22 protein-coding genes are annotated in these 24,395 nt (G+C 32.6%); 8 read left to right on the forward strand and 14 right to left on the reverse strand.

From position 1 onward, the window contains the following. Positions 1 to 39: 39 nt before the first annotated feature. Together HYN86_RS06630 and surE are read right to left on the reverse strand one after the other, a co-directional pair. On the reverse strand, positions 40 to 309 hold the full coding sequence (locus HYN86_RS06630) for a hypothetical protein (RefSeq protein WP_113677328.1): 270 nt from the start codon (positions 307 to 309) through the stop codon (positions 40 to 42). After that, positions 302 to 1,081 (reverse strand): 5'/3'-nucleotidase SurE, encoded by a 780-nt coding sequence (surE, locus tag HYN86_RS06635; RefSeq protein WP_113677329.1) that lies wholly within the window; start codon positions 1,079 to 1,081, stop codon positions 302 to 304. Before surE ends, HYN86_RS06630 begins: the two co-directional genes overlap by 8 nt. 213 nt (positions 1,082 to 1,294) lie before the next feature. On the opposite strand from surE, the gene HYN86_RS06640 reads away from it, so the two are divergent. Both HYN86_RS06640 and HYN86_RS06645 read left to right on the forward strand, forming a co-directional pair. Further along, positions 1,295 to 3,481, forward strand: a complete 2,187-nt coding sequence (locus HYN86_RS06640; RefSeq protein ID WP_113677330.1) for a carboxy terminal-processing peptidase — start codon at positions 1,295 to 1,297, stop codon at positions 3,479 to 3,481. A gap of 96 nt (positions 3,482 to 3,577) precedes the next feature. Next, positions 3,578 to 4,363, forward strand: coding sequence for a DNA/RNA non-specific endonuclease (locus HYN86_RS06645; protein WP_113677331.1), 786 nt, complete (start codon positions 3,578 to 3,580; stop codon positions 4,361 to 4,363). Here HYN86_RS06645 and rpe read toward each other — a convergent pair. The 11 genes from rpe to HYN86_RS06700 all read right to left on the reverse strand — a co-directional run bounded on the left by rpe (position 4,340) and on the right by HYN86_RS06700 (position 18,061). Further along, complete coding sequence (gene rpe, locus HYN86_RS06650) at positions 4,340 to 5,002, reverse strand: ribulose-phosphate 3-epimerase (RefSeq protein WP_113677332.1); 663 nt, start codon at positions 5,000 to 5,002, stop codon at positions 4,340 to 4,342. The genes HYN86_RS06645 and rpe overlap by 24 nt on opposite strands. Before the next feature lie 379 nt (positions 5,003 to 5,381). Then, positions 5,382 to 6,245: a sigma-70 family RNA polymerase sigma factor gene (locus HYN86_RS06655; protein WP_007804760.1), complete on the reverse strand. Its 864-nt coding sequence runs from the start codon at positions 6,243 to 6,245 to the stop codon at positions 5,382 to 5,384. A gap of 145 nt (positions 6,246 to 6,390) precedes the next feature. After that, complete coding sequence (locus HYN86_RS06660; protein WP_113677333.1) at positions 6,391 to 8,142, reverse strand: hypothetical protein; 1,752 nt, start codon at positions 8,140 to 8,142, stop codon at positions 6,391 to 6,393. After that, positions 8,130 to 9,323: a DUF4249 domain-containing protein gene (locus HYN86_RS06665; RefSeq protein WP_230406438.1), complete on the reverse strand. Its 1,194-nt coding sequence runs from the start codon at positions 9,321 to 9,323 to the stop codon at positions 8,130 to 8,132. The genes HYN86_RS06660 and HYN86_RS06665 overlap by 13 nt, the downstream gene beginning before the upstream one ends. A 24-nt stretch (positions 9,324 to 9,347) precedes the next feature. Next, entirely contained in the window at positions 9,348 to 12,131 is a 2,784-nt protein-coding gene (locus HYN86_RS06670; protein ID WP_113677335.1) for a TonB-dependent receptor, read from the reverse strand. A gap of 6 nt (positions 12,132 to 12,137) precedes the next feature. After that, positions 12,138 to 12,881 carry a hypothetical protein gene (locus HYN86_RS06675; protein WP_113677336.1) on the reverse strand — a complete coding sequence of 248 codons (744 nt, stop codon included), beginning with the start codon at positions 12,879 to 12,881 and terminating at the stop codon, positions 12,138 to 12,140. 257 nt (positions 12,882 to 13,138) lie between these two features. After that, positions 13,139 to 15,274: a polyribonucleotide nucleotidyltransferase gene (locus tag HYN86_RS06680; protein ID WP_113677337.1), complete on the reverse strand. Its 2,136-nt coding sequence runs from the start codon at positions 15,272 to 15,274 to the stop codon at positions 13,139 to 13,141. Between the two features lie 177 nt (positions 15,275 to 15,451). Next, a complete protein-coding gene (rpsO, locus tag HYN86_RS06685; protein WP_113677338.1) occupies positions 15,452 to 15,718 on the reverse strand; it encodes a 30S ribosomal protein S15 in 267 nt (88 codons plus the stop codon). 97 nt (positions 15,719 to 15,815) lie between these two features. Continuing rightward, on the reverse strand, positions 15,816 to 16,760 hold the full coding sequence (locus HYN86_RS06690; protein WP_113677339.1) for an energy transducer TonB: 945 nt from the start codon (positions 16,758 to 16,760) through the stop codon (positions 15,816 to 15,818). A gap of 113 nt (positions 16,761 to 16,873) precedes the next feature. After that, positions 16,874 to 17,572, reverse strand: a complete 699-nt coding sequence (locus HYN86_RS06695) for a toxin-antitoxin system YwqK family antitoxin (RefSeq protein WP_113677340.1) — start codon at positions 17,570 to 17,572, stop codon at positions 16,874 to 16,876. A 33-nt stretch (positions 17,573 to 17,605) separates the two neighbouring features. Next, entirely contained in the window at positions 17,606 to 18,061 is a 456-nt protein-coding gene (locus HYN86_RS06700; RefSeq protein ID WP_113677341.1) for a GAF domain-containing protein, read from the reverse strand. Between the two features lie 70 nt (positions 18,062 to 18,131). On the opposite strand from HYN86_RS06700, the gene xrtF reads away from it, so the two are divergent. The 6 genes from xrtF (at position 18,132) to HYN86_RS06730 (ending at position 22,883) form a co-directional block, all read left to right on the forward strand. After that, the gene (xrtF, locus tag HYN86_RS06705) at positions 18,132 to 18,668 is read left to right on the forward strand and encodes an exosortase family protein XrtF (protein WP_113677342.1); all 537 of its coding nucleotides are present in this window, start codon (positions 18,132 to 18,134) and stop codon (positions 18,666 to 18,668) included. Then, positions 18,658 to 19,104, forward strand: coding sequence for an exosortase F system-associated membrane protein (locus tag HYN86_RS06710; protein WP_113679873.1), 447 nt, complete (start codon positions 18,658 to 18,660; stop codon positions 19,102 to 19,104). Before xrtF ends, HYN86_RS06710 begins: the two co-directional genes overlap by 11 nt. A 47-nt stretch (positions 19,105 to 19,151) precedes the next feature. Continuing rightward, positions 19,152 to 19,550, forward strand: coding sequence for an HYC_CC_PP family protein (locus tag HYN86_RS06715; RefSeq protein ID WP_113677343.1), 399 nt, complete (start codon positions 19,152 to 19,154; stop codon positions 19,548 to 19,550). Positions 19,551 to 19,667: 117 nt separating this feature from the next. Next, a complete protein-coding gene (locus tag HYN86_RS06720) occupies positions 19,668 to 21,674 on the forward strand; it encodes a TonB-dependent receptor plug domain-containing protein (protein WP_113677344.1) in 2,007 nt (668 codons plus the stop codon). Positions 21,675 to 21,727: 53 nt separating this feature from the next. Further along, the gene (locus HYN86_RS06725) at positions 21,728 to 22,069 is read left to right on the forward strand and encodes a heavy-metal-associated domain-containing protein (RefSeq protein WP_113677345.1); all 342 of its coding nucleotides are present in this window, start codon (positions 21,728 to 21,730) and stop codon (positions 22,067 to 22,069) included. A 133-nt stretch (positions 22,070 to 22,202) separates the two neighbouring features. Further along, entirely contained in the window at positions 22,203 to 22,883 is a 681-nt protein-coding gene (locus HYN86_RS06730) for a DedA family protein (protein ID WP_113677346.1), read from the forward strand. A 261-nt stretch (positions 22,884 to 23,144) separates the two neighbouring features. On the opposite strand, the gene rodA is transcribed toward HYN86_RS06730, so the two are convergent. After that, positions 23,145 to 24,380: a rod shape-determining protein RodA gene (gene rodA, locus HYN86_RS06735; protein ID WP_113677347.1), complete on the reverse strand. Its 1,236-nt coding sequence runs from the start codon at positions 24,378 to 24,380 to the stop codon at positions 23,145 to 23,147. Positions 24,381 to 24,395 lie beyond the last annotated feature (15 nt).

Genomic DNA, 24,395 nt, shown 5'->3' on the forward strand with positions numbered 1-24,395 from the left:
TATAATTCAGCAATTATTGTAACAAAGCAAAGATAAGATTTAAATAACTAATGTAGAAATGGCCAATACAATCACGGCTAAAATTACGCCGCGAGCCATTAATTCTTTGTTTCTTTTTAAAAGAATTGCAAAAACACCCAGATCTAGAAGTGTTCCTAAAGTGATAATTTTTCCAAGATATCCCTGCTGTTTAATGATATGAATGCCAGAAGAAATATCAAAATTTGTAAAAAAAGTGATGAACAAATAACTTCCTAGAAGAGCGGTAAAAATCCCGATTATAAAACCGATAAGTATTTCTTTAACCATTTAATTTCCATGTATTAAGTTGTTGAATAGAGTGGTGGGCAGTAAGATCGAATTGTACCGGAACTACAGAAACATATCCGTTTTCAAGGGCCCATTCGTCTGTATCTTCGCCTTGGTCTTCGTTTACAAATTTACCTGCAAGCCAGTAATAATCTTTGCCAAAAGGAGTCTGTCTTTTGTCAAATTTTTGTGCGTAGTAAGCTTTCGCTTGTCGACAAACTTTAATTCCTTTAATTTCTGTTTCTTTTAATTTCGGAAAATTGACATTTAAAACTACACCTGGAGGCAGCTTATTAGCTAGAGTTTCTAAAGCAATTTTTTTGACAAAAGACTTTACAGGTTCAAAATCGGCGTTCCAATCAAAGTCTAAGAGAGAGAAACCAATGGCTTGAATTCCTTCTATTCCAGCTTCAACGGCAGCACTCATAGTTCCAGAATAAATTACATTTATGGAGGAATTTGAACCGTGGTTAATTCCCGAAACACACAAATCTGGTTTACGTTTTAAGATTTCATTAACTGCCAGTTTTACACAATCGACAGGAGTTCCAGAACAGCTGTATTCTGCAATTGTGTCATCATCTTTAGAAATTTTATCGAGAAACAAAGTGTTATTAATCGTTATGGCGTGTCCCATGGCACTTTGAGGTTTGTCTGGCGCAACGACGATTACTTCGCCGATGGTTTCCATGACACTGATAAGAGCTCGTATGCCAGGAGCCAAAATGCCATCATCATTTGTAACCAGTATTAAAGGTTTTTCAACTTTCATTTTATGAATATTATGTGTAATTTTAACAATTGTAAGATTTTAAAAACAAATGTAGTGACAGATTTCTCGTGATAAGTCACAAATAATGTAAATTTTGTCAACTAAGTTAAAGAACTTTTTTGCGAATTAAACATTTTTATATCTTTAACAAAAAATTATCGTGACGTTAGCTCTCGTGGCATAGTTTTTAACGTAACTTAGATAAAAAAATTGATGAATGCTATTATAAAGTTTATGAAAAGAAATTATAAGATACTCATAGCCGTATTGTGCTTATCGCTTACATTATTTGCATTTAAGATGAATGCCGATAGAACAATCGACCCAGATCCAAATAGAGACAAGACACTTTTAGAGTTACTAGCATTTGTAATTGAAAAAGGACATTATAGCCCAGCAGAAATAAATGATGAATTCTCAAAAGGTATTTTTAAGGATTATATTGAAGCGTTAGATCCTTCTAAAAGATTCTTTCTTCAGTCGGACATTGATGAATTTAAGCAGTATGAATTAATGCTTGATGATCAATTTTTAAATAAAGATATTACCTTTTTCAACCTAACTTATACAAGGTTGATGAAGCGTATGGAAGAAAGTAAAAAACGCTATAAATCAATTTTAGCACAGCCGTTTAATTACAATGTTGATGAAACTTTCGATGCTGATTATGAAAAAATTCCTTATGCAAAGAACTTAAACGAAATTAATGAAAGATGGAGAAAACAAATTAAGTTATCTACACTTTCTTCTCTTGTAACAAAGCAAAAAATTGAGGAAGAAAAAAAGAAAAAAGATGCTTCTTACAAAGAAAAATCTTTTGATGCTTTAGAAAAAGAAACACGCGAAAGTTCTTTAAAATCGCTTGACGATAATTTTAGTGTAATTAAAGATTTGAACAGAGAATATTGGTTTTCAGTGTATTTGAATTCTATAATGACTCGTTTTGATCCGCATACAAGTTATTTTGCACCTGAAGAAAAAGACCGTTTTGATGTAAACATCAGTGGTAAATTGGAAGGTATTGGAGCTCGTTTGACTAAGAAAAATGATTTCACTCAAATTGATGAATTAATTTCTGGCGGACCTGCATGGAAAGGAAAACAACTTGAAGCTGGTGATTTAATCTTGAAAGTTGCTCAAGGTAATGAGGAGCCGGTAGATGTTGTTGGAATGCGTTTGGATGATGTTGTGAAGAAAATTAAAGGTCACAAAGGAACTGAAGTTAAACTTACAGTTAAAAAGGTTGACGGAAGTATCAAAGTAATATCAATTATCAGAGATGTGGTTGAAATTGAAGAAACGTATGCTAAGTCTAGTATTGTGGAGAAAAATGGTTTAAAATATGGTGTGATTTATCTTCCTAAGTTTTATATCGATTTTGAAAACAAAGACGGACGTGATGCTGGAAAAGATATCGCTCTTGAAGTAGAGAGATTGAAAAAAGAAAACATCAACGGAATTGTTTTAGATGTGCGTGATGACGGTGGTGGATCTCTTTCTACAGTAGTTGATATTGCTGGATTATTTATCGAAGAAGGGCCAATTGTTCAGGTTAAATCTGCTGGTAAAAAGAAAGAAGTTTTATACGATAAGGATAAAAAGATCGAATGGGATGGTCCATTAGTGATCATGGTAAATAGTTTTTCTGCTTCTGCCTCTGAAATTTTAGCAGCTGCAATTCAGGATTATAAACGTGGTGTAATTATCGGAAGTAAACAAACTTACGGTAAGGGAACTGTACAAAACGTATTAGATTTGAACCAGTTTGTTCGTAATGCAAACTACGGCGATCTTGGAGCTTTAAAAATTACTGGTCAAAAATTCTACAGAATCAATGGTGGATCTACGCAATTGGAAGGCGTTCATAGTGATGTTGTTATGCCAGATCGTTACGCTTACCTAAAAATGGGAGAAAGAGATATTGACAATGCAATGCCATGGGATAAAATTGATCCAGCAGATTACAGCACTTGGACTTCTAGCGAGAATTTCAATAAAGCTATTAATAATAGTAAAAATAGAATCGCTCAAAATGCTCAGTTCAAATTAATTGATGATAATGCAAAATGGATTGATGTTAAGAATAAAGAGAATACTTATAGCTTAAACATCAATAGTTTCAAAGCTACTCAAGAACAAGTTGAAAATGAGGGTAAAAAATACAAGCCAATTTCAGATTATAAAAATAATTTGATTTTTAAATCTCTGCCTTACGAAGAAGCTGAAATGAATTCTGATGCAACTTTAAAAGAAAAACGAGATGCATGGCACCAGGCATTATCAAAAGATGTTTATGTGGAAGAAGCACTAAATGTTTTAGATGATTTACAAACTAAAGGTTTGGTAAAAAGTAATAACGTTTCTCCTAAAATGAAAAAGGATAAACTTGTAAAGTCTTAAGTTCTAGCAGAATTTAATTTGTTAAAAAAACGCTCTGTAAATTTTTGAATTTATGGAGCGTTTTTTTGTAAGTTTAGCCTTTAATTAAAAAGGTTTATGAAAAGTTGTCTAGCTTTATTTTTGATGAGTTTTGCGTTACTTTCTTGTAAAAAAGAAAATGTGGAAATCAAAGAAGGTGTAATCGAAAATGCAGTTGTCCCTTTTGTGGAAAATTCCACTGTTACAGATTCTTTGTATACTGCAGCTTATCTTCCAACCTCGACAACAAAGCAAATTATAAAGCATCAATATTATACACTTTCGTATAATGAAAAGTTCGAGCAGGCCGAATGGGTTGCTTATGAATTGAAGAAAGAATATTTGAAAAACCACGATTATAAAAGACCTTACTTTATTGAAGATCCAAAAGTAACCACAGGTTCTGCAGACTGGAGGAATTATAAAAAATCTGGTTATGACAAGGGGCATCTTTGCCCGGCAGGAGATATGGAATTTAGTAAAGACGCGTATAACGACACTTTTTATACTTCGAATATTTCTCCTCAAAAAAAAGAATTTAATGCTGGGATTTGGAATAGGCTAGAGCAAAAAACACGTTATTGGGCAGGAAAATACAATGATATTTATGTAGTAACGGGAGGTATTCTAAAAGATTCGGACAAAAAAATAGGAACAGAAAAAGTTTCTGTTCCTAAATATTTTTATAAAATTGTTTTAGCCAAATCAGGAAAAGAGCATAAAGTGATTGCTTTTCTAGTTCCCAATGAAGAAAGTGATAAATCTATTTATGATTTTGTTGTGCCAATTGAGACATTAGAAAAAATGACAGGAATTGATTTCTTTCCGAATTTGAGAAACTTAAAAAGCAGTAAGAGCTTTTAAATCTGCGATAGTCTCAATTTGATTTTCGGCTTTAAAAACAAAACTTCCAGCAACCAATACATCTGCACCAGCTTCTACTAATTGTTTTGCATTTTTGTTCGTAACACCGCCGTCAATCTCAATAAGAGTTGAAGCGTTTTTACGTGTAATTAATGCTTTTAGCTTTTTTACTTTATCGTAAGTGTTTTCAATAAATGATTGTCCTCCAAAACCAGGATTCACACTCATAATACAAACTACGTCAATATCGTTAATAACGTCTTCTAAGAGATCAATGTTAGTGTGAGGGTTCATGGCCACTCCTGCTTTCATTCCTTCTGCTTTAATAGCTTGAAGCGTTCTGTGCAAGTGTGTGCATGCTTCGTAATGTACAGTTAATCCATTTGCACCTAAATCTGCAAAAGTTTTGATATAACGATCGGGATCGATAATCATTAAATGAACATCAATATATTTTTTTGCATGTTTTGAAATAGCTTCTAAAACCGGCATTCCGAAAGAAATATTTGGAACAAAAACTCCATCCATAATATCAATATGAAACCAATCAGCCTGACTGTTGTTTATCATTTCAATATCGCGCTGTAAATTAGCAAAATCTGCTGCAAGAACCGAAGGAGCAATAAATGTATTTTTCATTGTGTGTTGTTTTATAGCAAAGATAATTTTTTTATGCTGAACGGGATAATTTAACCGCAAAGTGCACAAAGGTTTTTCGCAAAGTTCGCAAAGTTTTAATTAAAATTATTTGGAGAATACAAAGTTCACAAAGCTTTGTATTCTTTGAAAGCTTTTGGATTAACAGTTAAAATATCTTTGTACACTTTGCGTAAATTCTTTGCGCACTTTGCGTTAAAAAAAAGAAATAAAAAACTCCGGTAATCAGCCGGAGTTTCAATCATCAATCAAAAAACGAACAGTCAATCAAACTGTTGTTTGCGGTAAAATTCCAAATTATAAATTCAAAATCCCAATTAGATTGGAATTTGGGATTTTAAATATTGAAATTTAATATTGTTTATCCTAAATAAGTTTTAAGGATTTTACTTCTTGAAGTATGTTTCAATCTGCGGATTGCTTTTTCTTTAATTTGACGAACACGCTCACGAGTTAAGTCGAAAGTTTCTCCAATTTCTTCTAAAGTCATTGGGTGCTGGTCACCAAGTCCAAAATACAAACGAACAACGTCAGCTTCTCTTGGAGTTAATGTTTCTAAAGAACGCTCAATTTCAGTACGAAGAGATTCGTGAATTAATTCTCTGTCTGGGTTTGGAGATTCACCAGAACGTAATACGTCATAAAGGTTAGAATCTTCTCCTTCAACAAGAGGTGCATCCATTGATAAGTGACGGCCAGAGTTTTTCATTGACTCTTTTACGTCGTTTACTGTCATATCTAGTTCTTTTGCAATTTCTTCAGCAGAAGGCGGGCGCTCGTTAGATTGTTCTAATAACGCATACATTTTGTTGATTTTATTGATAGAACCGATTTTGTTTAATGGTAAACGTACGATACGAGACTGTTCAGCCAAAGCTTGAAGAATCGATTGACGAATCCACCATACAGCATAAGAAATGAATTTAAAACCACGAGTTTCATCAAAACGCTGTGCGGCTTTAATTAAACCTAAGTTTCCTTCATTAATTAAATCTGGAAGAGTTAATCCTTGATTTTGATATTGTTTAGCCACCGATACTACGAAACGCAGGTTGGCTTTTGTAAGTTTTTCTAAAGCTCTTTGATCACCAGCCTTTATTCTTTGTGCTAATTCTACCTCTTCATCAGCAGTAATTAGGTCAACTTTTCCAATTTCTTGTAGATATTTATCTAACGATGCAGTTTCACGATTAGTTACCTGCTTGGTGATTTTAAGTTGTCTCATGTTGTTGTCTCCCTATTTTTTAAAAGTGTACAAATGGTTATACGTAAGCAGTATCAAAAAAGTTACAATAAAATGAAAAATATTTTCAAAAAAAATCTCCAGTACTATAAAGTAATGGAGATTTTGACTTTTTGTCAAGCCTTTCTTAGTTGATAGAAGCGTCTTTAACTTCAATAAATTCTTTAACTGATACGGGAATTCCGCTTTTTGTAAAACCTTCTAATCTTACTTCGAAATTTCCAGAAACATCAGAGGTGTAAAAAGTAGTATTAGAGTCATTTAATTTTACTTCAGGAGCCCAGAATAATTGATTTCTGTAGTCTGGAATTCGAGCCTCATCTGTTTGATTTAGGTATTCAATTTTGTTGTATATTTTTTTTGGTTTCGCACTTAACATTGTCGTTTTTACGATTGAACTTCCTGTATGAGTACTGGTGAAATTTTTATCGAAAGTAGTAAAACTAACCAGCCCGTTAAATGGTTTTGATCCCACATAATAGCGTCCAATGATTACTTCTATTTTGTATACATTTTTCATTGGGTAATTCATCAGTTCATTTTGGTTTTCCAAATACAAACCGTCAACAAGCACCAATGCAGGTTCTGGTAATTGAGGAAAAATGCTTGGATCGTTCACATGCAGGTAATTTTTTCCATCTTTTTGTCTGATGAAAATGTCCGTTGCAACTTCAACAGAAGTCTCCTTTAGAGTTTTAAATCTTGTATAATCATCTAAAACATATTGTTTTGCCAATGGAGAATAAAAAGGTTCTAAAGTTGGTATTTTCGAAAGATTATCAACTTTTTTGTGGAAGTAAGCATTTTCAATTTGAGCTGCAATCGATCTTTCTACTATGTTTTCTTTTAAGGCATAAGATAGTTCAGAAGCTGCAGGAAAAGATAAACCGCTATAATTAATTGCTGGATCATCATTTAATGTTAAGGTGTAATTTTCTGCTTTTTCATCAATTAGCTGAACCGTAATATTAGAGGTATAATAAACATCTTTCAGGTAAAAAACGAAATTGCCTCCGGCATCTGTCTGTGAAACTTCAAAAGTGAAAGATTTCCCAGGTAATGATAGGCCGACAAATTTACCATTTATAATATCCGTGCCATTCTTTGAAACTATTTTCCCAGAAATTACTTCGCCGCGAACCTCTGGTAAGATTAATTTATTTGTTTGATTTTGAAGATCAATTAAATTTGTTTCTTTTGATGAAGTAGAAAAATCTGCTGCTGTTGCTTGAGTCTTGCTAGCTAGATTATCGATTTTACGAACAGATAACGAGTAATTCCCATCTTCGTACAAAGAATTTGCAGACTCTATTTTTAAGTCTACCAATTCACGATTCGTAAATGTCTTTTTAGGCAATCTAAGTTTTATATTCGGGTTTGTGCTGGCAGTATTCTCAATACTTACAGGTAAAACCGTTTGAATTGTTGGCGCAGCAATATTTCCTGTGTTGAGTTTTTGTTCAGCTCCATCTTTTGATTTAAATGGATTGATAATTTTAACATCTATTTGGAAATAATCTGAAACATTTTTGTTCAGCATCCAAGTCGTGTAGCTGATTAGTTTGTAATTCCCGGTTTTTAGAGTTGTTGGTATAAAAAAGTCACCTTGGCCAGTACTATTTTTTAAAGCAATTTTAGTTTTAAAAACCGATTTTTTACTTTCATCTACCAATTCTACATAGGCAATTTTGCTAATAGTGCTAGGTGATTTGTCTGATGATTTTATACAGTAAATTTTAAACAAGATCGTTTCTCCAGAAACAAATGTTGAAGCATTTGCATGGGTAAATACCGTTTCGTCTAATGTAACGGTTTGTGCGTTTATTAGTTGTGCACTAATTAGTGCAAACAATACTAAAAGATTTTTTAATTTGTCCAAAATGATGGTATTTGGTTAGACGAAAATGATGTACAGTCTCCGCATTCTACAGGAACCATGTAGTAAAATGCACCTTCTATGTTGTATTTATAACTAATTGTATTAGAGTTAAGTCTGTCGATTAATACGTTTCCACGACAGGGAATAGGCATGCTTAAACCAAAACAAAATTTGTACTCTTCTTCAGTACAATCTGTATAATAAGGCGGCAGCATTTCGCCAGGAAAGAGGTCTGCATAATTAAAGAACATTCTTTTTGATGAAAAAGAAGAAACTTCAAAAAATCCAATTGCTTTTTGGTCTGTATGAGAAATACATTTAATATTTCCGTTAATAAAACCTGGCTGTTTCGGAGAAAGCACACTTCCTGAACTTGAAATTTCTTTCATTGTTCTTCGAAATGTATAAGATTCTAAACTCTGTACATATTGTTTTACTAAAATACTGTAACGATGACTGATAATGTAGTTTTGGTCACTGATGAATCGAACAGGGAAATTAACACGGTCTTCCTGTAAATCTGTAGTGCTTGTCAGAATAATTTCATTAGATGATTTTGTGCTGTAGCAAATTCTTGTGTTCGGATCATTTGGTTCTAAGCCTACTGTACGCGGTTCTGGTTTTACCACTAGTTTTTCTTGTCTGTAAACAGGTGCTATTATTTTATATGTTTCATCATATTCATATCTGTAATATTTTGACGTATTACTAGGATCGTAATTGGTTACTCGTATTTGAACGCCGCGTCCTTCCTTACTGTCTGTAACAACTGCAGGAACTACATCTAATATTGGGTTTTCTGTAGTCAGTGTTTCATTAGAAGATTCGTAAACTTTTCCGTCTTTAGTTCTAATTTCTAAAGTATAAATAGTATTTGGAGTTGCTTGAAAAGGATTTTCAGAGACATAAACTCCATCCTGCTCTCTAAATGGGTAAACAGTTCCAAGATTATCCTTAACTACTACTGTAGCTCCAGTTTCATTTTGTACGCCGGTATCTTCTAAACGAGCTGTTTTAGAAATTTTTATTTCATGAGTTTTTAGTTCGTTCGTTATCGTTGCTTCAACAACCAATGCTTCTTCATAGGTATCAGATTGTAAGGCATAGTTTTCTGCACAGCTTGAAAGTAAAATGCTAAATAGCAGCAGAAGAATGGGTTTATTTTTAAATAATGTTTTCATGATATTTGAATCCATTTTGGGATATTAAAATTTAAAGTTATAAGTAATACTAGGAACAGGAATAGAAAAAATGGATGTTTTGTATCCTTTTACTTTTCCAGATTGATCTGTTACAAAATAAATCGAATAAGGATTGTTACGTCCTAATACATTGTAAACAGAGATGTTCCAGAAACTATGAGCAAGCTTTTTAATCTTATGATTTCCTTCAATATTAATTCCAATATCTAAACGAATATAATCTGGAATTCTGTATTTATTTCTGTCGCTGTAGAGTGTGTATTCGGCACCTCCATAGTTATAAGTTCCAATTGGGAAAGTAATTGGTCTTCCGGTTTGATATAAAAAGTTCGTTGATAAACTATATCGCTTTGTAAATTTATAATTTAATACCGCACTCAAGTCGTGTGGCTTGTCAAAATTTGAGGCAAAATATTTTCCGTTGTTTACTTTCTCTTCGTTAAACTGTCCGTCAAGTTTAATAAGTGATCTAGAGTAAGTGTATCCAATCCATCCATTTAAATTACCCACTTGCTTTTTAATTAAAAACTCAACTCCGTATGCTTTACCTTCGCCTTGTAGTAGTTCTGTTTCTACGTTTTCATTTAAAAGCAGTTGTGCGCCAACTTTATAATCTAAGATGTTTTTAGATGTTTTATAATAACCTTCAAGACTCAGTTCGTATTCTTCATCTTTTAAATTTTTATAAAGACCCAAAGAAACTTGCTGAGCGCTTTGTGGTCGTACATTTGTATCCGATAACTTCCAAGTATCGGTCGGAGACTGAGTTACATTACTAGATAAAAGGTGAATATATTGTCTCGTTACATCATAACTTACTTTTGCTGAGAAATCTTCTGCAAAGAAATATCGAGCAGCAATACGAGGTTCCAGTCCGCCGTATGTTTTTACAACTTCATTATTGTTGTAATGTTCAGTCCTTATTATAGTTGCATCATTTAAAGGTAATCCTTCTTGATAAATATTAACATCTGCAGCTCCTAAAGAGGCATAGAACGAATATCTTAAACCTAAATCAATTAATAATTTGTCGCTAAATTTAAAATTATCACCAATATAAACACCAGATTCTAAAGCCTTTTCTTTTGCAATATCTGTAGCTGCTAAAGTTGCTTCGGGCTTTGTCGGGTGTTGGTATCCAGGAGATATATTATACAATTTGCTGGCAATTCCATAAGAAAGATTATGTTTCTCATTTAGCGCATAATTAAACTTCAGTTGTAATTGAGACTCATTAATTTTATATCCGAAATCAAATGAATTAACATCATCTGTATTATAGTCAATATTGAATTTGTATTCACTATTTGTGAAAATAAGTGCCGATTTGTGTTTTTTATTATAAGTGTGATCCCATTTTAGAGATGCTAACCTATTTGTATATTTAAAAACAGAATCTGAACTTATCGCAAATTTATCGTTACTGTAATATACTGTGGCTTCTAAATTATTGTTAGCGCTTAATGCATTATTGTATTTTACAATCGCGTCGTAAAAACTAGCCTGGCTGTTTTTTAAATTTTCATCATCTAATGTTTTCAAAATCCAATCCGAATAAGTTGCTCTTCCTCCGAAAAGTATGCTCGATTTATTCTTTTTAATTGGAGTTCCAAAACTTAAGTTTGAAGTAACTGGTCCAATGGCACCTTCACCAGAAAATTTCTCAGGATTTCCATTTTTGGTCGTAATATCGAATACAGATGATAATCTTCCTCCAAAATCGGCAGGAATACTTCCTTTATAAATATCTGCTTTCTTGGCAGTGTATGGATTAATTGCCGAGAAGAATCCTAAAAAGTGCTGTGGATTATACAGTACAGCATTATCTAAAAGTATTAAGTTTTGATCTTCTTTTCCGCCTCGTACATTGAATCCAGCAGATCCTTCTCCTGTAGTTTTAATACCTGGGAAAGTTGTGGCAACTTTCAAGATATCTCTTTCTCCCAAAATTAAAGGGACATTTTTCATGCCTTCAATGTCAATAGAAACTAAACCAGAAATAACAGATTCGGTAGTTTTTTGTCCTTTCTTTTTAATTACAACTTCATCAAGCTGGTTAGATTTTTCATTAATATTAATGTCCAAATTACCATTGTCATATACAACTACAGTTTTTGTAACCTCTTTATGATTTAGAGATTTGATTTCAATAACATTTGTTCCTCTAGGAAGCTGCAGACTGTAATTACCATCTAAATCTGTTGAAGTATTAATGTTTTTATTTCTTACTCTAATGTAAATGTTAGGTTCGGCTTTACCAGTTTCTTCATTTCTAATTGTTCCTGTAACTGTGAAGTTTTTTTTCGTCAAATCATTATTTTCTTTTCCTATAAAAACAATGGCAGACTTTTTATTAACGCTGTAATTATTAATAGAGTCATACTGCTGATAAAAAACTGGATTATCAGAACCGCTTTTTTTGCTTACAGCATCAGCTGGCGCGTCTACAAAGAACCCTGCAGGCAAGTCTTCGTGAATAGTTTGATTGAGCGTTAAGATGATTTTGTTTTTTAAAACAATAAAATTCAAATCGGTCTTGCTTAACAATTTATCCAATAATTCATCAACCGTTACGTTGCTGTAAGTTCCAGAAATTAAAGTTTTGTTCGAATCCACCCAGACAGGATCAAAATAAAATTTATAAGAAGTCGAAGCCTCAATGGCTTTTAGTGCTTCTGGTAAGGTTTGGTTATTAAATGTTATAGTTACTTTTTCATTTGTATTTTGGGAAAATGAAAGATTACATGATAATATAATAACAACTAAGGCGAGTATAATTTTTTTCATGCAGTTTTATTTTTCAGTCAAAAGTGAGTTATTGATGTATTTCATTAAATTTTTCATGAATAAATTGAGATCAGATTTTCGGAGTTCTCTATTCATATCATAAAACTCATTAATATTTTTCTTTTTCTCTGGAAATATTTTAATAATATCACTTTTGCTGTCAACTGTGTACTGAGATTTTTTATAAGCTAAGAAATAATTGTTCTTTGGTTTAAACTGATAGAAAATACCATCTTCCCTAACAACTTTTTGTATGGTTTTGCTGTGTTTAATGTAAAAAGTAAAATCGGGAGTACTTTCTGTAACTTCGTAATAACCAGTAGAGAATCCTGGTAAGTTATATTGCTCCTTATTTAATTTGACAAAATTTCGGTCATATAAAGAAAAAGAATCCACTTTTTCTTTTACAAGGCTGATGCCAATTAATTCTGATGCGCCAAAAGGATTTAAAATCAGAATATCTCTATAGATATCATATTTTAAAGACGTTGCGTAATAAAATTGTCCTTCAAATTTAAGTGTTCCTTTTTCGAACTTGTCATCACGGAAATAAATTGTGCTGCCGTCTAAAGTGGTGTACGGATTGGTATGAAGAATTCCATTGTTGATGTCAAGATTGTTTTTTCCAATACTATTGTCAAACCAATTATAAATTTCAATTTCTTTAATACTTTGGCTGTGAACGGAATTAATGCTTAATAATAATCCAAATAAAGTTAGGAATATTATCTTTTTTTGATAATTTTTCAAAGGATTCAGTAATTTAATGATTTGTTTTGGTAGTTTCCAAAAGTATAAAAAAAAGGTTACAAATAAAACGTGAATTTGTTAAATTGTGATATTTTTTTTAAAAGTTTTAGAAAGGAAGTTGCTGATTATTATTGGGTTTTAAATTTGTTTATGAAAAATTAAGAGGCAAAAGATTATTGTCTCTAAAACGAAAAACCCCAATTCAATTAATGAATTGGGGTTTCCTATGAATAAACCTTTAGTAAACTAAGATCTGATTACTCTTTTTTCTCCTCGCGTGGAGGTCTTGGAACAAGTGCTTTTTTAGACACTTTTTCTTTTTTAGTTTTTGGGTCAACTCCTAAGTATTTTACTTGGAAAACATCTCCCATTTTAACTACGTCAGCAACGTTTTCTGTACGTTCCCAAGCCAATTCAGAAACGTGAAGCAATACTTCGTTTCCTGGTGCAGCAGTATATTCTACTACAGCTCCAAAGTCAAGCATTTTGATAACTTTTACTTCGTAAGCTTCTCCCATTTGTGGTTTGAAAGTAATAGAAGCAATTTTTGCTAATACAGTTTCAATTCCAGCAGGATCTGTACCTAAAATTTCGATAACACCTTGCTCGTCAACTTCGTTAATAACGATAGTTGTTCCAGTAGCTTTTTGTAATTCTTGAATTACTTTTCCTCCAGGTCCAATTAATGCTCCAATAAAGTTTCCAGGAATAGTTCTAGTGATAATTTTTGGTGCATGTGCTTTAACGTCACCTCTTGGAGCTGCGATAGTTTCAGTTAGCTTTCTTAAAATATGTAAACGTCCATCACGAGCCTGAGCTAAAGCTTGTTCCATAATGTCATAACGTAATCCATCAATTTTGATGTCCATTTGACAAGCTGTAATACCATCAGCAGTTCCAGTTACTTTAAAGTCCATATCTCCTAAATGATCTTCATCACCTAAAATATCAGACAATACCGCAAATTTCTCACCGTCAGTAATTAATCCCATAGCAATTCCAGAAACTGGTTTTACCATTTGAACTCCAGCGTCCATAAGAGCCATTGTTCCAGCACAAACTGTTGCCATAGAAGAAGAACCATTAGATTCTAAAACCTCAGAAACAACACGAATTGTATACGGACAATCAGCAGGAATCATATTTTTTAAAGCTCTTTGAGCTAAGTTACCGTGACCAACTTCTCTTCTTGAAGTTCCTCTTAGTGGTTTTGCTTCACCAGTAGAGAAAGGAGGGAAGTTATAGTGTAAGTAGAATTTCTCTTCACCTTGCTCACTAGGCGAGTCGATTTGGTTTGCTTCTCTAGAAGTTCCTAAAGTTACAGTTGCCAAAGCTTGAGTTTCTCCACGAGTAAATAAAGATGAACCGTGAACTCTTGGTAAATAATCAGTTTCACACCAAATTGGTCTGATTTCTGTAGTTTTTCTACCATCTAAACGTACGCCTAATTCTAATACTACATTACGAACAGCTTCTTTGTTTGTTTTGTAGAAATATTTAGAAACTAAATCTCCGTCAACAGCTAATTCTTCTTCAGTAAATAAAGCTTTTACTTCTTCTTTTACTTCAGCAAATGCAGCTCCTCTTTCGTGTTTAGCCGAACCAACTTTTGCAATATTATAGATTTTATCGTATGCAGCTTCTTTTACTTTTTTGTAAATTTCTTCGTTTTCTTTCTCACCTTCGTAAGTACGAATTTCTTTTTTACCAAAAGCAGCTTGTAAACGATATTGTGCTTCGATTTGAACTTTGATCGCTTCGTGGGCAAATTTAATTGCTTCGATCATTTCAGCTTCTGAAATTTCTTTCATCTCACCTTCAACCATCGCAACAGAATCCATAGAAGCACCAATCATCATATCGATATCAGATTTTTCTAATTCAGCTCTGCTTGGGTTGATAACTAATTTTCCGTCGATACGTGCAACACGTACTTCAGAAATTAAATTATAAAAAGGAATATCTGAAACGGCTAATGCTGCAGATGCAGCTAAACCAGCTAAAGCGTCTGGCATAACTTCTTCGTCATGAGACATTAGTTGAATCATAACTTGTGTTTCAGCGTGGTAATCGTCTGGGAAAAGCGGACGTAAAACACGGTCAACTAATCTCATTGTTAATACTTCGCTGTCGCTTGGACGTGCTTCTCTCTTGAAGAAACCTCCAGGGAAACGACCAGCTGCTGCAAATTTTTCGCGGTAATCTACCGTTAATGGTAAAAAGTCAACGCCTGGGTTTGATGTGCGAGCTGAAACTGCTGTTGCAAGAATCATCGTGTCCCCCATTCTTACTACTACAGAACCGTCTGCTTGCTTAGCTAAACGCCCTGTCTCGATTGTGATGCTTCTGCCATCACCTAAATCGATTTTTTCTACAAATAATTGTGGAATCATAAATTTTTTCCTTTTGATTATACAATGGGTTTTAGTTGTGTTGTAGTTGTTGTTGTGTGTAGTTGTTGTTATCTAAAACCCAATGAAAAACCAAACTTTTTTTCTTGTAATATGCTTGTAAGCAGTTGTAATTGTAAAAACAAAAAGAGGCACTTTCGCACCTCTTTTCTATATTGATTATTTTCTGATATTCAATACTTTGATAATCTCACGATATCTGTTGATCTCTTTCTTTTTCAAGTAATCCAACAAAGATCTTCTTTTACCTACTAATAGGACAAGAGAACGCTCTGTGTTGTAATCGTGACGATTTTTTTTCAAGTGTTCAGTTAAGTGTGCGATTCTGTAAGTGAACAATGCAATTTGACCTTCTGCGCTTCCAGTGTTTGTTGCACCACCGTGTTGTGCGAAAATCTCTTCTTTCTTTTCTTTAGTTAAATACATTCCAATATTATTTAATGATTTTTATGTATGTCGTACATCTTTTGTAAGACGGTGCAAAAATAATACTTTTTTTTAGAAAAATAAATTTTATTGCTCCTTATTTTGTAATTATTGTAATTGGCAATTTATAAAGCGCCCGAACTGGAATGCCTCTGTTTTTACCTGGATTCCATTTTTTTGCTTCTTTAATCAATTGTACAGCATTTTCATCGATGCCGTAACCTACACCTTTTAGTATTGTAGGGTCAATTAAATTTCCTTCTTCATCTACCACAAAAGTCATGTATATCTTTCCAGAAACTTTTCTTGCTTCTGCTGGAATACGCATTGATTTTCCGACATAGCTGTAGAATGAATCCATTCCATTTTTAGGACTTGGCTGCAGATATTTTGTAGAGTACGTATGTTTTATGTTTAAAGAATCGGTGGTGATGCCGGAAATTAATTTTCCATTTTCATAAATTTCAATAAAACTCGATTTCCTTTTAAAATCCTTTCCTGTCCAAGTGCCGTCTGGTTGTCCGTCCTTTACTTTGCCTGCTTCTTCGTTGTTTTCGGTCTTAACAGAATAATATCCATTTCCATCTGCTACAATTCGTTCTTTTTCTGGATTCCAAAAGTTATTGATTTTACCTTCAATTTTACCTTTTTTGTCTTCAATATAATCAATTTCAGATTTTATATCCCCATTTTCGTACCAGCTAAATTCTCTGCCGGATTTTCTTGTCTTGACATAGTTGACAGTGTATTTTTTATTTCCATTTTCATAATAAGAGACAGCTTGTCCTTCATTTATCATAATGTCTTTGTCTAATGTCGTGGCAATAAATTTTAATTTTCCAGATTTGTAGTAATCTTTATAAACATAAGATTTTTTATCAGAGTAATAGCCTTCAACAAGTCTTGTGTATTTATAATTATCCTCACTGCATGGTACCCACATTGAATCTAAATAAATTAGTTTATTGGCCGCCAAAGAGTTTTGGGAAAATGCTTTTGCTGCAATTAAAATAAAGAAGAGAAGACGTAAAGTTTGTTTCATAAAATGATCAAAAATAAAATTACGCCAAAGTAATATTTTTAATACAAATAACAAAAGTTTTTACATTAACAAATGATAATCTTCTGCGCCCATTTGCAAAGAATATAATGCTGCTATTGTTTCAATTTCGAAGATTTTTTACCAGTTGCTTTTTCGCTTAAAGATGCATAAGTAGTTTTTATGTTCTTGTCGTCAACGCTCACTCCAGAAATCAAGATCCCGCGATCATAATTATCTACAAAAGTTGTCTTTCTAAAGCTGTCATTTCCTTCCCAAGAACCTTGTTTTAAACCGTCTTTAATTGATCCTTTTTGAGTTACAAATCCTTCAGATTCTTCATAATCCCCATTTCCATCGGTTACTGTCTGATTTTTGTTTTGGTCCCAAAAATTAAGAATCAGAGTTTGAGATTTTTTTGTTTTCGAGTCCCAGATATTTTGTTTCTCAGATTTTTTAGTTTGGTTTTCGTACCAATTAATCTCTTTTCCCGATTTATGATCATCAGAATAATTTACAACAGATTCTTTTGCTCCACTTTTATAATAGCAGATAAATTCTCCATCTTTTTTTAAAACATCTCTGTCTAAAGTGGTTCCTGTCATTTTCTTTCTGCCATTTTTGTAGAAATCAGTAACAACGTATCTAGCACTTTTTTGAGAATAATTTGTAATTACTCTTGTGTAAATATAGTTTTCGGGAGTAGCTTCACGGTTTAATGAGTCCAGAAAGATTTTCTTGGATACTACATTAATTTGCGAAGACAGATTAACTGAAATTATCAGAAGCAAAAAAAGGAATATGTTTCTTTTCATTCAGTTCTATTTTTTATACTAAAAATAGTCCTTCTAGAATAGTTTAGCAACTTCTTGATTAACAAATTCTAAAAATCTTTCGTCAGCCTCTGTAAACGGATCAATAACATGGCTGTCAATATCAATTTGACCAATATTTACTCCATTTACAAATAACGGAACTACTATTTCAGATTTAACCGTAAAACTGCATGCAATATAATTATCCTGCGCTTTAACGTCTGGCACTACAAAATTTGCATTGCTTTCTGCCACTTGACCACAGATTCCCTTACCAAAAGGTATAACAGTATGATCTGTTTCTGCTCCAACATAAGGACCTAAATGCAAAGTCTTAGCTTCGTGATTGGCAAAATAAAAACCAACCCAGTTGTAATAATCTATATTTTCATTTAACAGCTTACACACTGCTAATAATTTTTCGTCTCTATTTGCTTCATTGCCAGCGATAATGGCGCTTATTTTTGGTTCTAATTCTTGAAATGTCATGATATTAAATTTTATACAAAAGTATTTAAAGCTGAACTCAAAAAATACATAAATTTGAAAAAAAATTCTCTTGAAAAAATATTTAGTTCAGTTTAAGCCATTTTTACTTTTTGTAAGCATCTTTTTCTTGACATATATTGTTCTGACTTTGCTTTATAAATTCTATTTAAACAGTTATCAAGCCAATGACCTTGACGGTGTGAGCATGATTACGGGCGCCAATACAGAGCAGTTGCTGCAGTTTTTTAATTACGATGTCAGTATTCAAAAAAGCATTCAGGATCCGTGGTTAAAAATTATAATTAACGAAAAATATGTAGCACGTATAACAGAAGGTTGTAATGCCGTGAGCGTAATGATTCTTTTTGTTTCTTTTGTTGCTGCCTTTTCTGGAAAGTTTAAAAAGACTTTATTATTTATTCTCTTTGGGCTTATCTCTATTTACATTTTGAATGTTATTAGAATTGCACTTTTAACGGTTCTGGTATTTTATTTTCCAGCACAAAATGACTTTCTTCACGGAGTTGTATTTCCATTAATTATTTATGGATATGTTTTTGTTTTATGGATTTTCTGGATTAATAGATTTTCAAAATATGCTAAATAATTTAAGAGAGAATAAGTTTAAAATTTTCATTGCACTAGTTGTCGTAATATGCTTTGCTTTGATAAGAGCATTTGAAAAACAATTGTTTTACGATCCTTTTTTGAGCTTTTTTAAAAATGATTTTCATAATCTGCCTTATCCGCAGGTTGAGATATCAAAACTCTTTTTCGGACTCTTTTTCCGTTATTTATTAAATTCTGTTTTGTCTTTAATCTTGATTTATGCATTATTTCAGGATCGCGATATTTTAAAATTTAGTTTGTTCATATATATATTATTTCTAATTGTGCTTTTGGGAATGTTTTATATAATATTAGAATGTTTCCCAGATGCAGGCTGGCTTTTATTCTATGTAAGAAGATTCATAATTCAGCCTATTTTAGTGTTACTTTTTATTCCTGGATTCTATTATCAGCTCCAGAATTCAAAAAAATAACATTTCTTTTTGTTTTTTATCGACTGTTTTTTGAATAGCTTTGCAAAATGAATTTGAAAAAGTGTACAGGTCTGTTTTTAGCGTTCCTTTTATTGGTTTCCAATATTGGGTTTGCTTTTGATGTACATTATTGCGGAGGAAAAATTGCTTCCGTTTCATTAAATACAACAGTAGAACCTGTTGTAGAAAAAAAATGCTGTGGATCAAAAGAGAAAAAGAATTCTTGCTGCAAGGATAAAGTAGTTCACTTTGAGAAAAAATCAGACAATGCAACTTTCAAATTCTTCTTTTTCCAATTTGCTTTTCCAGCTGTTATTCAGGACTATAAACCTTTAGCCTTTTTAGCACTTCCAAGCTTTAAAAAGAAAGAAGTTCTTTCGTATTATTCTGATGCGAATGCGCCCCCCTTATTCAAATTATACCATCAGTATATTTTCTATTCCTGATTTTAATGTTAAGATGCAATGCAGGTCTTGATCAAGTCTTTGCATTTACATTTTGATTGTTTTTTGTTTTGAACAAACATCAAAAATGTAATTCTTTTCAACATTAAAATCATTTTTATGCAAAAAAATATAATGCTTTTTATAGCGTTTTTGCTTTCTGTTGCTGCATCTTCGCAAGAAGATTTAGAGGAAGTAAAAATCAATAAAAAGCAAAAAGGAATAAAAAAATCCTTCACAGTAACAGCCAATACATCTTTAATTACAAGTAAAGAGCTGCTTAAAGCCGCTTGTTGTAATCTGGCCGAAAGTTTCGAAACAAATCCATCAATCGATGTCAATTTCTCGGATGCCTTAACAGGAACCAAGCAAATTAAAATGCTGGGTTTAACGAGTCCTTATTTAATGATTACCGAAGAAAATATTCCTTCGGTTAGAGGTGCTTCACAGGCATACGGTTTATCATTTATTCCAGGAACATGGATTGAAAGCGTTCAAATAACCAAAGGGGCGGGGAGTGTTATAAATGGCTACGAAAGTATTTCCGGCCAAATTAATACAGAACTTTTAAAGCCATTAAGCGATATTCCGTTTTTCGTGAATGCTTATGGTTCAACCGATTCTCGTTTTGAATTAAATACCCATTTCAATAAAAAACTTTCAGATAAATGGGCGACAAGTTTATTTGTTCACGGAAACACCCGTGTGGCCAAAAACGACATGAATAATGATGGATTTTTAGATAATCCGTTAGGAAAACAAATCAATGTTTTAAACCGTTACCAATATTACAATCCAGAAAGTGGTTTGGTTAGTTTTATCAATTTCAGATATATGAATGATAAAAAACAAACAGGAGAACTGGATTTTGATAAAGATCGTGATCGTGGAACCACAAATTTTTGGGGATCTGAAATCAATACAGAACGTTTTGATGTTTCAACAAAAATAGGTTATGTTTTTAAGGATATGCCTTATCAAAGTATTGGTTTTCAAAATGCATTCAATAGTCACAAACAAGATTCTTATTTTGGTTTAAATCAATATGATATCAAACAAAATAGTTTTTATTCTAATTTGATTTTCAATTCGATTATAAACAATACAATGCATAAGTTCACGACTGGTTTGAATTTTACATATGATCAATATCAGGAATTTGTAAATGTGACCGATTACAGTAGAATTGATAACTCGGTTGGAGCATTCTTCGAATATACTTATGACAATACAGATAATTTTAGTTTGATTTTAGGAGGAAGAGTAGATCATCATAATCGATTAGGATTCTTTGTTACTCCAAGATTGCACATGAGGTATAATCCTTGGAAAAATGGTGTCATTCGTTTTTCTGCAGGCAGAGGAAAACGTACCGCTAATATTTTTGCAGAAAACCAGCAGCTTTTTGCCAGCTCAAGAAATTTTTCGATTTTAGATTCAAGCGGGAAAGTTTACGGTTTAAATCCGGAAATTGCTTGGAACTATGGTGTTAGTTTTTCACAGAAATTCCGTCTTTTCAATAAAAATGCCGATGCAGGTTTTGACTTCTATCGAACAGATTTCCAAAATCAAGCTGTAGTAGATTTAATGCAGAGTCCACAGCAGGTGTTGTTTTATGATTTGAAAGGAAGTTCATTTGCCAATAGTCTTCAAGTAGAATTTAATTATGAATTAATTCACAATCTAAATTTAAGAACAGCCTATAAATATTACGATATTCAAACGGATTATCTTCGAGGTAATTTTCAACGACCATTGCAGGCAAAACATCGTTTCTTAGGAAATTTAGAATACGAAACTACTTTAAATGATGATAAACAATGGAGGTTTGATTTTACTTATAACTGGTCGGGAAAGCAGCAATTGCCTTATACGGCGTCAAACCCTGATGCAGATCAATTTCCAGATTTTTCGCCTTCATATGCTGTCATGAATGCACAAGTAACCCGCGTTTTTTCTTCAGTTTTTGAAGTTTACATTGGGGGAGAAAATATTGGAAATTACAGACAAGAAAAAGCAATTTTAGGAGCAGACAATCCTTTTGGACCAAATTTTGATGCCTCTGTAGCGTATGCTCCAATTTTTGGACAAATGTATTACGCAGGTTTAAGATTTAAGATTAAATAAAATTTCAATCTCAATTTCAAAAATCAATTTAATAATAATAAATAGTAAATAAGATGAACAAATTAGTTTTAATAGTAATGATGGCTTTTTTAGGTTTTTCGGCGCAGGCTCAAACTAAAAAGAACAAAAATTTAAAATATACAACAGAAGTAAATGGCAACTGTGAGCAATGTAAGAAGCGAATTGAAAAAGCAGCTTATGGTGTTCCTGGAGTAAAAACTGCCAGCTGGGATATTAGTTCTCACCAGCTTTCTGTTATTTTAAATGAAGAGAAAGCGTCTCCTTTAGATTTAAACAAGGCAGTTGCAAAAGCAGGTCATGATACTAAGGAGATTAAAGCTGAAACAGCAGATTATGACAATTTGCACAGTTGCTGCAAGTACGTAAGAGAATAATTATTTTTAAAGCCCAAGCGTTAGTTTGGGCTTTTTTTAATAGTTAATTTATGTTTAAAATACCGCATTTTATTGCGGTTACAGTAAATTATTGTTACTTTCACACACTTATAAAGATAACCAACTTCGTTTTATGAATAATTTTGATTGGACCCAGTTAATAAACCCTGAATTTTATATTACTTTAAGTGTCGGAGGTTTTCAGATTGGGTTGTTTATTGTGCTGTTTATAGTGTTTGCTGAAACAGGGCTTTTTGCAGGTTTTTTTCTGCCTGGAGATAGTTTGCTTTTTTTAGCAGGTATTTATAGCCGTGACTTAATTGAAAATGTTATGTTTATTCCTAACGATTTTTTAAATGTATTATTACTTGCGACTTTAGTTGCAATAATGGGAGTTTTAGGAAATATGACGGGTTATTGGTTTGGAGCCAAAAGTGGTTATTATTTATTTAAAAAAGAAGATTCGTTCTGGTTTAAGAAAAAGTATCTGCTTCAATCAAAAGATTTCTTCGAGAAATATGGAGGTAAAGCTATTATTTATGCTAGGTTCCTTCCTATTTTTAGAACATTTGCACCAATAGTTGCAGGAATAGTTTCTATGGATAAAAAGAAGTTTATGTTTTATAATGTTTTGAGTTCTTTTCTTTGGTCATTCATATTGATTTTTGCAGGACATTATTTGTACGGCATCTTTTTAAAACAAGGAATAGATTTGAAAAAACATATAGAATATATTATTATAATTATTGTGATCATATCAACATTCCCAGTTTTAGTAAAGCTCTTGAAAAAGAGACCAGCAGAGAAGATATAATAATAAAAAAAAGAATAAAAAAAGTCCGAAGCTTCAAACTTCGGACTTTTTTTATTTTCATATTTCACTTAGAAATAATTCTATATATAAATGAGGATTTTAGTCTTTAATGTAGTACGGCTTGAGTCGTGGATATAATAGGAAAACGTTCTCTAGTAGAACGAGTTGTTAATTCATTCTCTTGACACCCTAGTTTTAACGAAGTTTCAAAATTTGTAGTTCACCATTCACCATTCATCATTCACCATTAACTATTTCAAACTACCATTCGTTTACCTTATTCGCATCCATTTTAAGGAAAATAAACAACAATATTGTAAATCCCCAGAGTCCAGATCCTCCATAAGAAAAGAAGGGTAGAGGAACTCCAATTGTAGGGAAAATTCCAATTACCATGGCAATATTTACGAAGAAGTGTATAAATAAAATTCCTGCAACACAATAGCCGTAGACTCGGCTGAATTTTGTTTTTTGCCTTTCAGCTAGATAAATTACTCTAAGCAGTAATCCTGCGAAAAGAGCAACTACAGTTAAACAACCCGCAAATCCCCATTCTTCGCCAACAGTTGTGAAGATGTAATCGGTATGCTGTTCAGGTACAAATCCGCCTTTGGTTTGGGTTCCTTCCAAGAAACCTTTTCCAATCCATCCTCCAGATCCAATTGCAATTTCAGACTGATTGGTATTATATCCAATACCTTTCATGTCTACAGATTTACCTAATAAGATATTAAAACGGTCTCTATGGTGTTGTTTAAACACGTTATCGAAAACATAATCAACAGAAAATACAAAACCAGAGATTAATGCTAACAATATCGCACTCAAAATTATATTGCGGTCAACAGCCCTTCCTTTGAAATGAATAACAGCTAGTACAACAAATGCGATTATGACAACTACGTAAGGTTCTAGTACCAATGTAAGAACAAAGAGAACAATAGTTATGAAAGCAGTCCATACATACCAAGAAGGTAAACCTTCTCTATATAAAACAAGTATAAAAACACTGTAAATTAAGGCACTTCCGGGATCCGGCTGTGGTAAAATTAGTATTACAGGTAATAACATAATAGCTAAAGCCTGAATTTGTCTATTGGTTTCCTTTAAGTTAATTTGTGTGTCGCTTAGGTATTTGGCCAGTGCCAATGAGGTTGCAGCTTTAGCGAATTCTGAAGGCTGTAAAGTAAAACTTCCTATGGCATACCAGCATCGCTGTCCTGCAATCGTTTTTCCAAAAAGAAACAGTCCGGCAAGAGATAATAAAGAAACTCCAAAAATAATACTGGCATATTTTTCATAAAATTTACCATCCACAAAAAGGACAACAAATATCAAAGGAATTGTACAGCAGATAAAAATAAGCTGTTTTTGATAAGTTCCATCTGTCGACAATAAAGAAGACGAATAAATATTCAGCCAACCTAAAGTTACCAGCGCAATATAGATAAAGACACTTATCCAATCGATATTATTTTTTACACTTTGATTTTTCATTTGAAATAATCTTTC

The sequence above is a fragment of the Flavobacterium fluviale genome (assembly GCF_003312915.1).
Lineage (GTDB): Bacteria > Bacteroidota > Bacteroidia > Flavobacteriales > Flavobacteriaceae > Flavobacterium > Flavobacterium fluviale.

Excerpts from the sequence above, each read along its gene's own strand:
- HYN86_RS06630 (WP_113677328.1), bottom strand. The coding sequence starts at position 309 with ATGGTTAAAGAAATACTTATCGGTTTTATAATCGGGATTTTTACCGCT.
- surE (WP_113677329.1), bottom strand. The coding sequence starts at position 1,081 with ATGAAAGTTGAAAAACCTTTAATACTGGTTACAAATGATGATGGCATT.
- HYN86_RS06640 (WP_113677330.1), top strand. The coding sequence starts at position 1,295 with ATGAATGCTATTATAAAGTTTATGAAAAGAAATTATAAGATACTCATA.
- HYN86_RS06645 (WP_113677331.1), top strand. The coding sequence starts at position 3,578 with ATGAAAAGTTGTCTAGCTTTATTTTTGATGAGTTTTGCGTTACTTTCT.
- rpe (WP_113677332.1), bottom strand. The coding sequence starts at position 5,002 with ATGAAAAATACATTTATTGCTCCTTCGGTTCTTGCAGCAGATTTTGCT.
- HYN86_RS06655 (WP_007804760.1), bottom strand. The coding sequence starts at position 6,245 with ATGAGACAACTTAAAATCACCAAGCAGGTAACTAATCGTGAAACTGCA.
- HYN86_RS06665 (WP_230406438.1), bottom strand. The coding sequence starts at position 9,323 with ATGAAAACATTATTTAAAAATAAACCCATTCTTCTGCTGCTATTTAGC.
- HYN86_RS06670 (WP_113677335.1), bottom strand. The coding sequence starts at position 12,131 with ATGAAAAAAATTATACTCGCCTTAGTTGTTATTATATTATCATGTAAT.
- HYN86_RS06680 (WP_113677337.1), bottom strand. The coding sequence starts at position 15,274 with ATGATTCCACAATTATTTGTAGAAAAAATCGATTTAGGTGATGGCAGA.
- rpsO (WP_113677338.1), bottom strand. The coding sequence starts at position 15,718 with ATGTATTTAACTAAAGAAAAGAAAGAAGAGATTTTCGCACAACACGGT.
- HYN86_RS06690 (WP_113677339.1), bottom strand. The coding sequence starts at position 16,760 with ATGAAACAAACTTTACGTCTTCTCTTCTTTATTTTAATTGCAGCAAAA.
- HYN86_RS06695 (WP_113677340.1), bottom strand. The coding sequence starts at position 17,572 with ATGAAAAGAAACATATTCCTTTTTTTGCTTCTGATAATTTCAGTTAAT.
- HYN86_RS06700 (WP_113677341.1), bottom strand. The coding sequence starts at position 18,061 with ATGACATTTCAAGAATTAGAACCAAAAATAAGCGCCATTATCGCTGGC.
- HYN86_RS06710 (WP_113679873.1), top strand. The coding sequence starts at position 18,658 with ATGCTAAATAATTTAAGAGAGAATAAGTTTAAAATTTTCATTGCACTA.
- HYN86_RS06715 (WP_113677343.1), top strand. The coding sequence starts at position 19,152 with ATGAATTTGAAAAAGTGTACAGGTCTGTTTTTAGCGTTCCTTTTATTG.
- HYN86_RS06720 (WP_113677344.1), top strand. The coding sequence starts at position 19,668 with ATGCAAAAAAATATAATGCTTTTTATAGCGTTTTTGCTTTCTGTTGCT.
- HYN86_RS06725 (WP_113677345.1), top strand. The coding sequence starts at position 21,728 with ATGAACAAATTAGTTTTAATAGTAATGATGGCTTTTTTAGGTTTTTCG.
- HYN86_RS06730 (WP_113677346.1), top strand. The coding sequence starts at position 22,203 with ATGAATAATTTTGATTGGACCCAGTTAATAAACCCTGAATTTTATATT.
- rodA (WP_113677347.1), bottom strand. The coding sequence starts at position 24,380 with ATGAAAAATCAAAGTGTAAAAAATAATATCGATTGGATAAGTGTCTTT.